The 14,756-nt window shown below is 48.9% G+C and carries 15 protein-coding genes and 1 tRNA gene; 4 read left to right on the forward strand and 12 right to left on the reverse strand.

What is annotated here, in order from left to right; genetic code table 11:
- Positions 1–7: 7 nt before the first annotated feature.
- A tRNA-Trp gene (locus tag ACTQ3K_RS06420) sits at positions 8–80 on the reverse strand.
- 259 nt (positions 81–339) lie between these two features.
- On the opposite strand from ACTQ3K_RS06420, the gene ACTQ3K_RS06425 reads away from it, so the two are divergent.
- Positions 340–1,737 (forward strand): alanine/glycine:cation symporter family protein, encoded by a 1,398-nt coding sequence (locus ACTQ3K_RS06425; protein ID WP_441566792.1) that lies wholly within the window; start codon positions 340–342, stop codon positions 1,735–1,737.
- A gap of 122 nt (positions 1,738–1,859) precedes the next feature.
- Here the strand turns inward: ACTQ3K_RS06425 and ACTQ3K_RS06430 are convergent, their stop codons facing one another.
- Positions 1,860–2,261, reverse strand: a complete 402-nt coding sequence (locus ACTQ3K_RS06430; protein WP_441566790.1) for a hypothetical protein — start codon at positions 2,259–2,261, stop codon at positions 1,860–1,862.
- 278 nt (positions 2,262–2,539) lie between these two features.
- On the opposite strand from ACTQ3K_RS06430, the gene ACTQ3K_RS06435 reads away from it, so the two are divergent.
- Positions 2,540–3,343 carry an MBL fold metallo-hydrolase gene (locus ACTQ3K_RS06435; RefSeq protein ID WP_441566788.1) on the forward strand — a complete coding sequence of 268 codons (804 nt, stop codon included), beginning with the start codon at positions 2,540–2,542 and terminating at the stop codon, positions 3,341–3,343.
- Positions 3,340–4,278 carry a glycerophosphodiester phosphodiesterase family protein gene (locus ACTQ3K_RS06440; RefSeq protein WP_441566786.1) on the forward strand — a complete coding sequence of 313 codons (939 nt, stop codon included), beginning with the start codon at positions 3,340–3,342 and terminating at the stop codon, positions 4,276–4,278. The genes ACTQ3K_RS06435 and ACTQ3K_RS06440 overlap by 4 nt, the downstream gene beginning before the upstream one ends.
- Positions 4,279–4,426: 148 nt before the next feature.
- Here ACTQ3K_RS06440 and ACTQ3K_RS06445 read toward each other — a convergent pair whose 3' ends face one another.
- A complete protein-coding gene (locus ACTQ3K_RS06445; protein WP_441566784.1) occupies positions 4,427–5,101 on the reverse strand; it encodes an HAD family hydrolase in 675 nt (224 codons plus the stop codon).
- Positions 5,102–5,297: 196 nt separating this feature from the next.
- Here ACTQ3K_RS06445 and aroC point away from each other — a divergent pair, with 196 nt between their 5' ends.
- On the forward strand, positions 5,298–6,401 hold the full coding sequence (gene aroC / locus ACTQ3K_RS06450; RefSeq protein ID WP_441566782.1) for a chorismate synthase: 1,104 nt from the start codon (positions 5,298–5,300) through the stop codon (positions 6,399–6,401).
- A gap of 122 nt (positions 6,402–6,523) precedes the next feature.
- Here aroC and ACTQ3K_RS06455 read toward each other — a convergent pair whose 3' ends face one another.
- The 9 genes from ACTQ3K_RS06455 to ACTQ3K_RS06495 are packed head-to-tail and all read right to left on the reverse strand — an operon-like array spanning position 6,524 to position 14,755.
- On the reverse strand, positions 6,524–7,309 hold the full coding sequence (locus ACTQ3K_RS06455; protein WP_441566780.1) for an HpcH/HpaI aldolase family protein: 786 nt from the start codon (positions 7,307–7,309) through the stop codon (positions 6,524–6,526).
- 27 nt (positions 7,310–7,336) lie between these two features.
- Entirely contained in the window at positions 7,337–8,293 is a 957-nt protein-coding gene (locus ACTQ3K_RS06460; RefSeq protein ID WP_441566778.1) for a D-2-hydroxyacid dehydrogenase, read from the reverse strand.
- Positions 8,229–9,521, reverse strand: coding sequence for a pyridoxal phosphate-dependent aminotransferase (locus ACTQ3K_RS06465; protein WP_441566776.1), 1,293 nt, complete (start codon positions 9,519–9,521; stop codon positions 8,229–8,231). The genes ACTQ3K_RS06460 and ACTQ3K_RS06465 overlap by 65 nt, the downstream gene beginning before the upstream one ends.
- 33 nt (positions 9,522–9,554) lie before the next feature.
- On the reverse strand, positions 9,555–10,580 hold the full coding sequence (locus ACTQ3K_RS06470) for a hypothetical protein (RefSeq protein ID WP_441566774.1): 1,026 nt from the start codon (positions 10,578–10,580) through the stop codon (positions 9,555–9,557).
- A gap of 27 nt (positions 10,581–10,607) precedes the next feature.
- Positions 10,608–11,525 (reverse strand): sugar phosphate isomerase/epimerase family protein, encoded by a 918-nt coding sequence (locus ACTQ3K_RS06475; RefSeq protein ID WP_441566772.1) that lies wholly within the window; start codon positions 11,523–11,525, stop codon positions 10,608–10,610.
- A 34-nt stretch (positions 11,526–11,559) separates the two neighbouring features.
- Positions 11,560–12,321, reverse strand: a complete 762-nt coding sequence (locus ACTQ3K_RS06480) for an SDR family NAD(P)-dependent oxidoreductase (protein ID WP_441566770.1) — start codon at positions 12,319–12,321, stop codon at positions 11,560–11,562.
- Positions 12,322–12,332: 11 nt separating this feature from the next.
- Complete coding sequence (locus ACTQ3K_RS06485) at positions 12,333–13,040, reverse strand: ABC transporter ATP-binding protein (protein ID WP_441566768.1); 708 nt, start codon at positions 13,038–13,040, stop codon at positions 12,333–12,335.
- On the reverse strand, positions 13,027–13,755 hold the full coding sequence (locus tag ACTQ3K_RS06490; RefSeq protein ID WP_441566766.1) for an ABC transporter ATP-binding protein: 729 nt from the start codon (positions 13,753–13,755) through the stop codon (positions 13,027–13,029). The genes ACTQ3K_RS06485 and ACTQ3K_RS06490 overlap by 14 nt, the downstream gene beginning before the upstream one ends.
- A 1-nt stretch (position 13,756) precedes the next feature.
- Positions 13,757–14,755: a branched-chain amino acid ABC transporter permease gene (locus ACTQ3K_RS06495; RefSeq protein WP_441566764.1), complete on the reverse strand. Its 999-nt coding sequence runs from the start codon at positions 14,753–14,755 to the stop codon at positions 13,757–13,759.
- Position 14,756: the final 1 nt, after the last annotated feature.

Raw genomic sequence — 14,756 nt, forward strand, 5'->3', positions numbered from 1 at the left:
AAAAAAGCAGGGGCGGAAGGACTCGAACCCTCGACATTTGGTTTTGGAGACCAACGTTCTACCGACTGAACTACACCCCTGTATGGCAGGTAAAAACCTACCCTCAATTTATACCACATGATTCTGGATCTGTCAACCAATATTTTAAACTATTATTTCTTACCAATATTTTAAGCTATCATTTCTCACGGATTTTCGCCTCTATACAAAACACATTTTTTATTATATACTATGACTATTACGGTCAGCCGGAGGCTGGCCGCAGCGCTTCGTTTTACAGGCGCTCCTGCCTTGCGAACAAAGCGTACTTGACATATAATTGGGGAGGGTTCTTTTATTATGGGTAATTTTATTGTCACGTTAATCAGCCGTGTCTACGGCTTTCTGTGGGGCGACTGGATTCGTCTGCCTCTGCCCGGCGATGGAGTTTTAAGTCTTCCGCCTCTGGTGCTTCTTCTGTTCCCTGTCGGAATCTATTTTACGATCCGGATGCGGTGCATGCAGATCCGTCTGATTCCGGACATGTTCCGTACACTGACAGAAAAGAAGGATCAAAAGCATGGTGGCCTTTCGGCGATACAGGCTCTGATCGTTTCCACAGCCACCCGCGTCGGCATGGGAAACCTGGTAGGCGTGGTCGCTGCTATTTCTTTTGGCGGTGCCGGTGCTGTATTCTGGATGTGGATCTCGGCACTCCTTGGTTCTGCCACAGCCTTTGTTGAAGCAACTCTGGCACAGCTTCATAAACAGAAGGATCCGTTATACGGCGGTTACCGGGGCGGTCCTGCCTACTATATTCATGACTGGATTCAGTCCAAACAGAAAACACCACTGAAAAAAAGCATCCTTGCATCCCTGTTTGCCATCTCCGGCCTGATCTGCTGGTGCGGCATCAGCCAGGTGATCGGCAACTCTGTTACCGCTGCCTTCCACAATGCATTTTCTATTCCGCCTTTATATACAACCATTGTGCTGGTGCTTGTCGCACTGCTGATCGTCCTGCGAAAAAATGCCACCGTAAAGGTTCTGGATATTCTGGTTCCCATCATGTCTGCGTTTTATATCCTGATCACCATCGTTCTGATCATCCTAAACGCCGGTCAGCTGGGATCCGTTTTCTCCCGTATCTTTTCCGAGGCCTTTGGACTTCGCCAGATCGCAGCCGGCGGTTTCGGGGCAGTTCTCATGAACGGCGTCAAGCGCGGTCTTTTCTCCAATGAAGCAGGCTCCGGCTCTGCCCCCTGTGCGGCAGCAGCTGCTGAAAGTGATCATCCGGCAAAGGTCGGCATTATGCAGGCCTTCGGCGTGTTTGTGGATACCCTGTTATGCACCTGTACCGCCCTGATCATGCTGCTGGCTCCTGCCGGTGCCATCGACGGACTGGCTGGCATGGATCTTCTCCAGGCTTCCATGTATGCCCATTTAGGTCAGTTTGGCGTGATTTTTATTGCTGTGATCCTCTGGCTGTTCAGCTTCACAACCTTTATCGGTATTCTGTTCTATGCCCGTTCCAACGTCTCCTATCTGTTTGGAGACCGCTGGGCTGCCCAGACCGGATACAAGCTTCTTGCCCTCGCCATGCTCTTCATCGGCGGACTGGCTGCCTACACCTTTGTGTGGGACCTGGGCGACGTGGGAATCGGTCTTATGACTATCTTCAACCTGATTGCCCTTCTGCCTCTGTCAAAAGAGGCGCTGGCCAGCCTGAAGGATTTTGAACAGCGGAAACGACGCTGACTGATTTCCGCTCATTTCTATTAACATGCCAAAGCCCCCTGTCTTACCGGATCACACTGTGGTTTTCCGGCAGGACAGGGAGCTTTTTGTTCAACTAACCATTCTTTCAGTTTTAAGTGCCGTTACGTTCTCTTAATAAACTCATGCCGGCATTTCGGGCAGGTGATACTGATCTTTCCCTTGCCTTTGGGCACCCGGACTGTCTGATGGCAGGACGGACACTGAAAATAGCAGTGTGTCTTATCGGCACTCCGGTTTTTCATTTTCTGAAATTTTCCACGAAGCCCGGCGGTTGCTTTCAGATAACGGGTGTTTTCCATGCCCCGCTTTGAAATGTTCCGCGACAGCATCCGGTAATATGCCAGCAGAAGACCAACCAGCGCGATCATATAAAACGCCTGGATCCGCGTAAACATGGAAATCACCAGGCAGATGATCATGAGGATCAGAATTGCTTTATTAAGCTGATCATTCCCATATCTTCCATACATCATCCGGTTCAATTTATCTCGAAATCCACCCATGACTGTTTCTCTCCTGCTTTTCCTAATTTCTTTTATCGCCTGATCACAGGCCATCTTGTTTAATCATAGCTGTTTTCCGCTTCCCCGTCAATGAATCGAATGCAAACAAATTCTGAATTTTTCGTGAACTGGACGCAGCCCTTGCGCCGTCCCTGCTTATATAGTATAATTCCGGTGGAACAAAACAAAGTTTTTATGCGACAAACCTTTTGATTTATACCTGTTTTTTACTGAATTTGAAACTGAATTTGAAACCGAATTTGAAAGGATGGTTTTCCATGGAAGAATTATATGTATTCGGCACGGGCAATGCCCAGGCTACACGATGCTACAACACCTGCTTTGCGATCCGCGATGAGGAAGAATATTTCCTGGTGGATGCCGGCGGCGGAAACGGGATTCTGCGGATCCTGGAAGATATGAATGTCCCTCTGACAAAAATCCATCATGTCTTTGTTACCCACGAACATAATGACCACATTCTTGGAATGGTATGGATTATCCGTATGATCGCCACTGCCATGAAAAAGGGCAGCTACGAAGGAAACCTGACCATCTACTGTCACGATGGACTGGTCGAGACCATTAAAACCCTCTGCCGTCTGACGATCCAGAAAAAATTCTGTGATTTCTTTGATGACCGGATTTTATTTGTTCCGCTTTCCGACGGAGACACCCATAAGATCCTGGATTATGAGGTGACGTTTTTTGATATTCTTTCCACCAAGGCACGTCAGTTCGGCTTCACTACGGTTCTGAAGAACGGAAAGAAGCTGACCTGTGCCGGAGACGAGCCGTATAATCCCGGCTGTGAGCGGTATGTGGCCGGAAGTGACTGGCTTCTGCATGAAGCCTTCTGCCTTTACGGCGACCGCGACCGGTTCAAGCCTTACGAAAAGCATCACAGCACGGTTAAGGACGCCTGCGAACTGGCAGAAAGCCTTCATATTCCGAACCTGGTACTCTGGCATACGGAAGACAAGGATATTGCACACCGGAAAGAACGCTATCTGGCAGAAGGACGCCAGTATTATCACGGAACCTTGTTTGTTCCTGATGACGGGGAGATCCTGACACTATGAGCCTGTTCCTGATCCTGATTCTGATTTTTGCCTTCTTTCCGGGGCTTCCGCTTCTTTACCTGTTTCTTATCATGCCGGCCCTTGGAAAGAAGGACGACGTTTCAGAGCTTCGCCGGTATTATTATGCCCACCGCGGGCTTCATGATGTAACTCCGGAGCTGCCCGTCAGACGACGGATCTTTCCGGAAAGCCGTGATACCCAGTCATCCTCCGGCAGCAGCCACCGACAGGTTTCTGTCCCGTTTCACCCCGTTCCCGGAATAAATGTACCGGAGAACTCTCTTCCGGCGTTCCATGCTGCGGCAGATGCCGGATATGGCATTGAGCTGGATGTTCAGCTCACGAAGGACGGGATTCCTGTCGTATTCCATGACTTTACCCTTGACCGTGTCTGCGGCGTATCCGGTAAAGTCTGCCGTTTCACCTGGGAAGAGCTGTCGATGTTTCGGCTGAACGGTACCAACGAGCGGATTCCGAAATTTGAAGAGGTTCTGGACACGGTAAATGGCCGTGTCCCCCTTCTGATCGAGTATAAGGTGGAATTATTCGATACCTCCGTCTGCCGGGTCTGCGACCGGCTTCTGAAGCATTATTCCGGCCTTTACTGTATCGAATCCTTTAACCCGCTGGTGCTCCGATGGTATAAAAAGAACCGGCCTCAGATCGTCCGGGGCCAGCTCTCCGCCAAATTCCGGGAAGTATCCTCCCCGTTTCATTATGTATATCTTTCTCCGCTCCATCATCTTCTGTTTAACTTTCTGACAAAGCCGGACTTCATCGCCTATGACTTCACCTGCGCCGGAGCACTGTCCAGACGGTTATGTAAAAACCTGTACCGGAATCTGTCCGTGGCATGGACGATACGCTCAAAAGAAGATATGGAAGTATGCAAAAAACAATTCGATCTCTTTATCTTTGAAGGGTTCCGCCCGTAAACTCCAGTTGATCCCAGCAGCGGTTCTCACCCGGCTCCACCCAAAGTCGCCTCTGAGATCCCGCTGCATGGGATCTTCCTTGTCTTTGCACGCTCCACTGATAGGGTCTGACAATCAAGGTGCTGAGTTCTGTGGGGCAGGCTTTTTTTTACTGGCGGTTTTTCCAGATTTTGTACACTTCTTCTGCGTAAGAGGCGTCTACTTCATGGAAGTCCCTGGTCTGTCTGGTGGCGCAGGAAAGATCCTGGTCTCCGGAATCGGGATTGATAAAACCGATGCTGGGCATTCCGGCATTTTTTGCTGCATGGACGCCGTGGCAGGAATCCTCCACCACCAGACATTCCTCCGGTGCCGTCCCAAGTGCCTTTGCCGCCTTTAAAAATACATCCGGCGCAGGCTTCGGATGTTCTACGCTCTCACCGCTGACCAGCTGATCAAAATATTCATGGATCCCCAGCTCTTTTGTTGTCTTTACAATGTTTTCATAAGGCGAAGAGGAAGCCACCGCCATCGTATAGCCTGCTTCTTTAAACGAACGGAGCATTTCCGGTACTCCGGGGATTCCGGGATATCCCACCTCGGCATAAACATCCGCCTTATGTTTTTTCATGATCTCATTGAACTCCTCCGGGGTAACCGACAGATCATAGGTTTTTACCAGACCTTCGCAGATCACTGCGTTGGTCGTTCCGATGTATTTCTTATATTCTTCATACGTCAGACATTTTCCCCACTGTGCCAGTGTCCTCACGAATGCCTGATAATGAAGCGGCTCGCTGTTGACCAGTACGCCGTCCATATCGAAAATCACACTTTTTAACATGATATCCTTCCTTTCCTTCTGCCGGAGCACCTGTTCGTTCTCTTTTTCTTTCTATTCTCCGCAGTCACTGATCTGACTTTTTCTTTTTTTCTCCGCCATTATAGAAAAAAATCTGGTAAAAGTAAAGGATTTCCTTTATACTGGAAACAGAAAATCAGCCGGGGATCAGACCGGCTTTATCAATGGAGGTATTCCCATGTCAGGTTCTATCTATGGAAAACAGTTCTCCTTTGCCACCTGGGGCGAATCCCACGGAAAGGCACTGGGGGTCGTTGTGGATGGCTGTCCGGCCGGACTTTCCCTTTCTGAAGGCGATATTCAGCCCTTTCTGGATCGCCGGAAACCGGGACAGAGCCGCTATACCACCGGCCGCGCCGAGGGAGATGCCGTTGAGATCCTTTCCGGCGTTTTTGAAGGAAAAACTACCGGGACTCCGATTTCCATGGTAATCTTTAACAAGGATCAGCGTTCTCATGATTATTCCCAGATTGCTGCCTGCTACCGCCCCGGTCATGCCGACTATGGATTTGATGAAAAATACGGTTTTCGCGATTACCGCGGCGGCGGACGCTCCTCCGGTCGGGAAACGGCTGCCAGAGTTGCCGCCGGAGCCGTTGCCATAAAGATTCTTGCAGCTCTTGGAATTGAGGTTCACGCCTATGCGGAGGAGATCGGAGGAATCGCCTGTGAACAGGTGGATCTTTCTGTCTGTGCCTCCAACCCATTCTGTATGCCGGATTCCAACGCTGCGGAACAGGTTCGTATTCTTGCCGACCAGAAGATCTCGGAACAGGATTCGGTTGGCGGCGTCGTTGCCTGCTGTGTGACCGGTATGCCTGTCGGCATCGGAGAACCGGTCTTTGACAAGCTGGATGCCTGCCTGGGGAAAGCACTGTTCTCCATCGGAGCTGTAAAAGGCGTGGAAATCGGTGATGGATTCGCTGCCGCAAAAAGCACCGGCTCTCAGAACAATGATCCCTTTCTTCCTGCCGCAGCACCGGGTGCACCATTAAAAAAAGCCTCCAATCATGCCGGAGGAATCCTGGGCGGTATGAGTGACGGATCAGACATTTTGATCCGTGCGGCCTTTAAACCTACCCCTTCGATTTCCCGCGTACAGCCAACCGTGAACCGAAACGGAGAAGCCGTTTCCATCTCCATCCACGGACGCCACGATCCCATGATCGTTCCCCGCGCCGTTGTGGTGGTGGAGGCTATGACTGCCGTTACCCTGGTGGATCTTCTGTTCGCCAACATGAGCGCCCGTATGGATAACCTCTGCCGGTTTTATCAAAAATAGGAGGGCGGATTTCTGGAAAATAATTTGACATTTTAAAAATTGTCCCGTTTGCAGACAGAGACTCCAGAACTGATGTCCTGGAGTCTCCGGCTGCTTTATTTCTGTTTAAATGCTGATTATGGCTATTTTGTTCCTACTGCTTCAGCTGCTTTTTTTGCGGTTTCCAACATTCCCCTGGATCCAAGATAGATAAAATTGGAATCAAAGGACAGTGCAAGGAACGTAAATCCTTTTTCAATCGCATCTGACAAAATCTTTTCATCATTGGGAATTACATGCATACCTGCTGCTTTTCCATGCTTTTTGCAGGATTCCCGCACCTTTACCATTGCAGCCGAAACAACTGGATTTGTAATGTCGCCCGGGAATCCATAGGAACAGGAAAGATCAAACGGTCCCATGAAAATCCCATCGATTCCTTCTACCTCCAGAATCTCATCAATATTTTCCACAGCTTCTTTTGTCTCTACCATGACAATTACCAGTGTCTCCTCATTCCCGGTGGCAATTGCTTCATTCAAGGTAATTCCATACCCGCAGTACGGGCCGGCTCCGGCCCCGCGGATTCCAAGCGGTGGAAACTTTGCCGCTTTTACGACCTCTCTCGCATCATCGGCAGTACGGATCATCGGCACAATCACGCCCATGGCTCCCGCATCAAGAATCCGCCGGATCGAACACATACTTTTATCAAATACGCGGGCAATCGGAACACAGCCCTGTGCCTTTACTGCGGTTGCCATATACGCAAAATCCTGAACAGAATGAGAAGCATGCTCCACATCCGCTGCGATCCAGTCAAATCCAGCTCTTGCCATCACCTCGGCTGCCCCTGCATTATTCAGGCTCTCCCAGCCGCCCAGTGACATTTTACCTTCTTTTAATAACTCTTTTGCTCGATTCCCCATTTTTGTAAGCCTCCCCCACGCAAGCTTTTAATTCACAACATTTACCGGCGTTCCTGCCAGATACTGCTTTAAATTATTTACAGCAATATCCATCAGACGCTTTCTTGCCTCCTTCGGTGCCCAGGAAATATGAGGTGTAATAATACAATTCGGCGCCTTTAAAAGAACATTATCTTCCCGGATCGGTTCGGTTGAAACCACATCCAGGCCGGCCGCACGTACCTTTCCGCTCTCCAGTGCCTCTGCCAGATCCTCTTCCACGATCAGGGGGCCTCTTGAATTATTCAGAATAATCACACCATCTTTCATTCTGGCAATGGTTTCCTTATTGATCATGCCTTCCGTAGACGGGAACAGCGGACAATGAAGTGCAATCACATCAGACTTCGCATACAGTTCATCCAGATCCGTATAACGGCTGGTCTCCGTAATCGCTCCATGCTTTCCATTCGTGTCATACGCCAGTACGTTCATGCCAAGCGCCTGTGCGATTTTTCCGGTTACCCGGCCGATCCGGCCATATCCGATGATTCCCATGGTCTTTCCACTCAGCTCCATGAGCGGATAATCCCAGAAACAAAAATCTTCACAGCTGCTCCATCTGCCCTCATGAACTGCCTGATTATGGTGACCGATATGATGGCAGATTTCAAGCAACAGTGCAATGGCAAACTGACCGACGGCATCAGTTCCATACGTAGGAATGTTTGTTACCGGAATATTTCTTTCTGCCGCCGCTTTCACATCGACCACATTGTATCCGGTTGCCAGAACCCCAATGTAACGGATTCCCGGGCACTGTTCAAATACAGACGCCGGAATAGGAGTTTTGTTGGTAATTACAAGCTCTGCATCTCCAATTCTGGAAACCACCTCTTCCGCCGCGGTTCTGTCATATACGGTAAGCTCTCCCAGAGCCTCAAAGCCTTCCCAGCTCAGATCCCCCGGGTTTTCTGTGTATCCGTCGAGCACTACAATTTTCATAAAGTGATTCTCCTTTCCCTGCTCCGGAAATCTCAGCCTGCTTTTTATTATAAGCCTCGATTCCCATTGCCAGCAGCTCCATTGCACGGATCAGATCCTCCTGCTTCAGGACGTAGGCGATACGGATCTCATTATTGCCTTTTCCATTCGTCTTGTAGAAGCCGCCGCCAGGTGCAAACATGACAGTCTCTCCCTTGTCCTCAAACTCCTCCAGCAGCCAGATCTGGAACTTCTCCACATCATCCACCGGAAGGGCTGCCATCAGATAGAACGCTCCCTGAGGCTCTGCACATACCACTCCGGGGATCTTCCGGATCATCTCATAACAGGTATCCCTGCGCTTCTTATACTCTTCACGGACTGCCGCAAAGTATTCCGGACCGCACTCATACAGCTTTGCACTGGCGATCTGATCCAGGGTTGCCACCGACAGACGGCACTGAGCCATCTTCATCGCCTGACTCATCACCTCACGGTTTTTGGAGATCAGGGCTCCGACACGGGCTCCGCATGCGGAAAACCGCTTCGATACGGAATCGATCAGCACCACATTCTCCTGTACATCTTCTAACTGCGCCATGGATGCCAGCGGCTCGTCTCCATATACAAACTCACGGTAAACTTCGTCGCCAATGATATAAAGATCATGGGCTTTTGCCACATCGGCGATTACACGCATCTCCTCACGGCTCACTACCAGACCAGTCGGATTTCCGGGATTGGTCACCATGATGGCTCTTGTGTTCTCATTGATGCAGGCTTCGATCTTCTCGCGCTTTGCGTAACGGTAGCCTTCCTCCGGGGTCGTAGGGATCGGATGGATCACGCCGCCCGCCAGAGTGATCATGGTATTATAATTCGGATAAAACGGCTCCGGTATCAAAACCTCGCTGCCGGGATCCAGGATCACATTCATCAGGATCTGGAGTGCTTCGCTTCCACCTGTCGTGATCAGGATATCTTCTTCCTTCAGCCCTACGCCGATCTTCTCATAATAGTCCTGAACAGCCTTTACCATGACCGGAAGACCCGGTGACGGTGCATAGGCCAGGGTCGGCTTATGAAATTCATGAACTGCATCAAAGTACATCTCCGGTGTTTTAATATCCGGCTGTCCGATGTTCAGATGATAAATCTTCTTCCCCGCATTCTCCGCCTTCACTGCATAAGGGTGAAACTTCCGCATGGGAGAAAGACCACATTTCTGGATCTTTTCCGAAATCTTCATAATTATATTCCCCTCTTCTCTTTTTAAGCGCATTTACTCCATAATGGTATAACGCGCTACCTGGCCGATTCCATGGTTTGCCGCATAAAGCACGACCGCTCCGTCCTTCTCCACCACATGGATATTGGATGCACCAACCCCTTCATCAATGTCTGTGCTCTCCAGCAGGAATTCCCCTTTCCTGATCACCGGCCGGTAGATCCTTGTACACTTATCTTCTCCTCTGCTGCAGGAAATGATCAGCGGCTTCTCTCCGCACATTCCGCTCCAGATTGCATGGCCAAAATGAATGGGCTCATCTGCGATGCATTCCCAGTCCGCCGTTTTTTTCTTAAACACCTTCATATGATCTCCATGGAACGGTGCGATGCATACCATCTCATCAATGCCGTCTCCGTCCACGTCAAACATACACAGGTCGCTGATGGCTTCTTCACTCAGCTTCCTGAATCCGGACTTTTCATCAATGACCCATACACCCTGCTCGCCACTGATCAGAATATAAGAACCACCCTGCTTCTCATATAAATACATCCCATGATTCTTGGTGATCCCCTGAATCAGGGGCGTGATGCCCACAACCTTGAAATTCTCATCCAGATCATACTCGTATACCGAACCCGGCTGGGACCAGTCATCGATAAATGCCTTGTCCCGGCAGAGGGTCGCAGCGATGATCTTTCTCTTTCCGGGTGTTCCGGCAAGTGCGATCCGGTGTACAAACGGAATATCCGCTACCACCGATACCTCTGCCTGCATCTTCGGGGATATTTCCCCCGAGATGCGGCAGCGAACCACCTGTGCTTTTCCGGAATCAAAGATCGGATAGAACTTCTGGATGGAAAGGAACTCTCCCTCATGTTCCGGGATCGGGATAACTGCCATGACACCGCCTGCCAGGCCTTCGAGCTCGGAAACTGCCTTTGTTTCTGTATCGATCATGACGATCCCGCCGTCACGTTCTTCCGAAGCACTGATGCAGTATTCTCTTCCATGATATTCCATCACCGTAATGCTGTAGCACATGGACAGAGCTGCAAGTTTTTCTTTCACTACCATGCCTAGTTACCTCTCTGTTTTCAAGCGTTACATTTCAGCAAGTTCAAAACATTTTGCCAGGAACTCTCTTGCATTCTTCTCTTTGTTCCAGAGATTGTCCCCGGGATGGCCGAGAACTTCTACTGCCACACATACGTGTTTAACACCTTCCGGCTTATCATAAGCTGCAATCTTTCTAAGGATCTGAGCGCCAACCTCAGGAGTCAGGAAGCCTTCTGTTTTCCAATCCGGAGCTTCTGCCACTTCCATGTGAAGATCGCCATAGCAGGGATGATTTACATCCGTGATTGCGTCACACAGATGGAACTGACCGATAAACGGTGCTACATATTCAATAGAATGCATCAGATCGGTCTCACCAAGTGCCTCATGTGCGCTGTCCCAGTGAATGAATACATTCGGACAAGCCTCATGAATGGGAGCAAACCAGATGCTGGTTTCTTTCATCGGTCCAATGAGCTGTTTTTTGTAAGCATAGCGATCCAGAGGTTCAATGGTCAGGTTCATGCCAAGCCCCTTCACATAATTTGCCAGCTCAACCAGAGATTCCGCCATAACCTTCTTTGCCTCGGCACGCTTTTCATCGCCGGGATCATCACCGCTGGGAACGCCGAAGTGCATAATACCGATATCGGAAGCATGTCCGGCATATTCCTTGCAAAGTTCGATTGCTTCTCTTCTTCTGCTCTCGTCCAGATCACATAAGGAAAGCTTCTTTTCCTTTACATAAGGTGTAACAAAGGTCGTTGCCGTTAAGCCATTCTCCTCCAACGTATTCCGAACATACATCTTACGGTACTTGTCTTTAAATGCGGGAAGCTCCACATTCTTATAAAATCCGCAGGAAGCGGCTTTCTTTAAAACTTCCAGCATTCTCTTCTCATCATCTCTGTAAGGCATAAACATTTCAAGTAAATGTCCGGACGGTACAAGCTTCTGTGCCATAAGTAATCCCTCCTATTTATATACGAATGAATAATTAAATCAGGAACGAGCTGCTGATTCCACCATCAACAACAAGATCAATTCCGGTAACGAACCGTGCTGCATCAGAAGCCAGGAAAGCGGCAGCCATTCCAAGATCCTTCGGCAGAGTAAATCCTCTCATCGGAGTACGGTCTTCAATCTCTTTTAACCTCTCAGGAGTTTTCAGATTCGTATTCCGAAGCATATCGGTATATACAAATCCGGGGTTCAGGCTGTTTACACGGATGCCGTAAGGGCCAAGGTCTCTGGCAAGACTTCTCGCAAGACCTTTCATACCGCTCTTGCAGACGGTATATGCCTGAATCTCATGCATACCAAGAATTGCTGCCAGTGAAGAGATCAGGATAATCGATCCCTTCTTCCGCTCCTTCATATGTCTTGCCACTTCCTGGGATAACATGAACGGCGCTTTTGCCTGAGTCTCTACGATCTTGTCAAACTCTTCTGCCGTAAAGTCAAAGTAATCCTTCTTATTATTAATACCGGCACAGTTTACCAGGACATCAATCGGTGCATCATTCTCAAGCATCTGGATGAACTCAGCGTGCTTCTCAGTCTCCGTTACATCAAACTGATAGCAGGTACACTTGTCTCCAAGCTGCTTCTTTGCCTCGTCCAGCTTCTCCTGACGACGTCCGACAATGATCACATGTGCACCGGCGTCTGCCAGCTCAGTTGAGATAGCAAATCCAATACCAGTCGCACCGCCTGTTACCAGCGCGGTTTTTCCTTCCAGTGAGATTTCTTTCAGCATATATGACCTCCTTAATCAATACCAAGATATACTCTTTGTACCTGATCATCATTCATCAGTTCCTGAGCAGTTCCTTCAATTACCGTCTTACCATCAGAAATTACATACGCATAATCCGAAAATGCAAGTGTCTTCTCGGCATTCTGCTCAATGATAACGATCGTCACACCCATCTTATTGATGGTCTTAATAAACTCGAAGATCTCATCTACCAGCTTGGGCATGATACCAAGAGACGGCTCGTCAAGGATTAGAAGCTTCGGATCACACATCAGAGCCCGGCCGATTGCGACCATCTGCTGTTCACCACCGGACATGGTTCCTGCAAGCTGTGTCTTTCGTTCTGCCAGAATCGGGAAGATGTCATAAATAACATCCAGCTTTTCCTTGATCTTATTCTTATCTTTAATCGTATAAGCGCCCATCATCAGGTTGTCATAGATCGAAAGCTTCGGAAACAGATGACGTCCTTCGGGAACCATGCTGATTCCCTTTGCAGCCATCTTATGAGAAGGGGTTCCAATCAGATTCTCTCCCTGGTAGGTGATACTTCCAGACATTGCAGGTAAAATTCCCATAACCGTCTTTAACGTTGTCGTTTTACCAGCTCCGTTGGAACCAAGGATTGCGACTACCTGGCCCTCTTCCACTTTAAAGGATACGCCATGGATCGCGGGCATTTTTGAATATCCTGAAACCAGATCTTTAACGACCAGCATTATGTCCACCTCCCAAGTATGCATTGATAACTGCAGGATCATTAGTAACCTCTTCCGGAGAACCTTCCATAAGCTTCTTACCGGAAACAATTACAACAACCTTCGTTGAAACGCTCATAACTACCTTCATAACATGCTCGATCATCAGAATGGTAATGCCCTTGGCATTAATATTCCGAATCAGCTCGATCGCATCGTCACGCTCTACACCGTTCAGACCGGCCATTACCTCGTCCAGCAGAAGGATCTTTGGTTCTCCTGCCAGTGCTCTCGCGATTTCAAGTCTCTTTTTCTGCATAACGTTCAGACCGGACGCCAGCTTGTCACCGAGGCTGCTCAGACCACAGAACTCTGCGATCTCTTCCGCAAATTCCATGGCATCCTTTACCTTGGGACGCTTTGCCAGCGCACCAACCATGATATTTTCCATTACGGTCATATCCTCCAGTGCCTGGGGAATCTGATATGTACGTCCCATACCCAAAAGACACGCCTGATATGCCCGCATCTTTGTAATGTCTTTTCCGTTGAAGATGATCTGGCCGGATGTCAGGTCATGGGTCCGGCTGATGGAATTGAACAACGTGGTCTTTCCTGCACCGTTTGGTCCTACAACACCAACGATGGTTCCTTCTTCTACATCAAAGGTTACATCCTCATTGGCCTTCAGGCCGCCGAATGCCTTTGTTGCATGTTTGATCTCAAGCAAAGCCATATTATTTCTCCTCCTTTGCAGTCTTCTTTGCGGACACCTTTCCCTTCTTGTTCGGAATCAGAGAAACAAGTCCCTTAGGCAGGAATAATACGATAACAACTACCAGGACGCCATAGATGAACATATTCAGACCACTCATCTGGTTGAACAGTGCTCTTGCATACTGGTTGATGAACGTCATAATGAATGCACCGAGTACAGGTCCCCAGATGGTTCCGATACCGCCCATTACTACGACCAGAACGATCAGCATGGAGTTGGAAAGAGGAAGCAGGGACAGAGGATCGATGTACTGAATGTACTGTGCATATAAAGCGCCTGCAATACCAACAATTGCTGCGGAGATCATATACGCACGGCGCTTATATACGGTGGAGTTTACGCCGGCACTCTCTGCAGAATCCTGATTTGCCTTGATTGCTCTCAGATAATAACCGAACTTGGTACGCTCGATCACACGGCTGATGCATACGAAGATTAACAGGAATACAAGCAGGATATAGTAGTAAGGCACACGGTTGTTAAACTGAAGAGTATACCAGGGGCTCATGCTCTTCTCTAAGTAGCTGACACCGGTTGCACCACCGATCAGATTCCAGTTTGTAAAGATGATTCTTACACACTCTACGATTGCCATGGTCGAAATTGCAAAATAGTGACCACGCAGACGAAGAAGCGGATAACCAAGGATAAACGCAAGCACTGCGCAGACAGCTGCTGCAACAAACATAGAAATCCAGGGTGTAATGTGCCACCACTTTAACATCAGAGCACTGATATAAGCGCCGATTGCATAGAACATAGCATGTCCGTTAGATACCTGTCCGGCATATCCGCCAAGGACATTCCAGCCGATTCCCATGATAGACCAGATTACAGCCAGGCATAAGGTACTGGTGAAGAATTCTCCGCGGAGCACTGCCGGGATCAGGCAAAGCACCAGCATAATAATGGCCGTACGGGTCAGAAAGCTTTTTTCGTTTTTCAGTAAAGTTTTCATC

Origin of the sequence: Candidatus Paralachnospira sp. LCP21S3_A2, assembly GCF_052118925.1 — a bacterium.
Lineage (GTDB): Bacteria > Bacillota > Clostridia > Lachnospirales > Lachnospiraceae > Lientehia.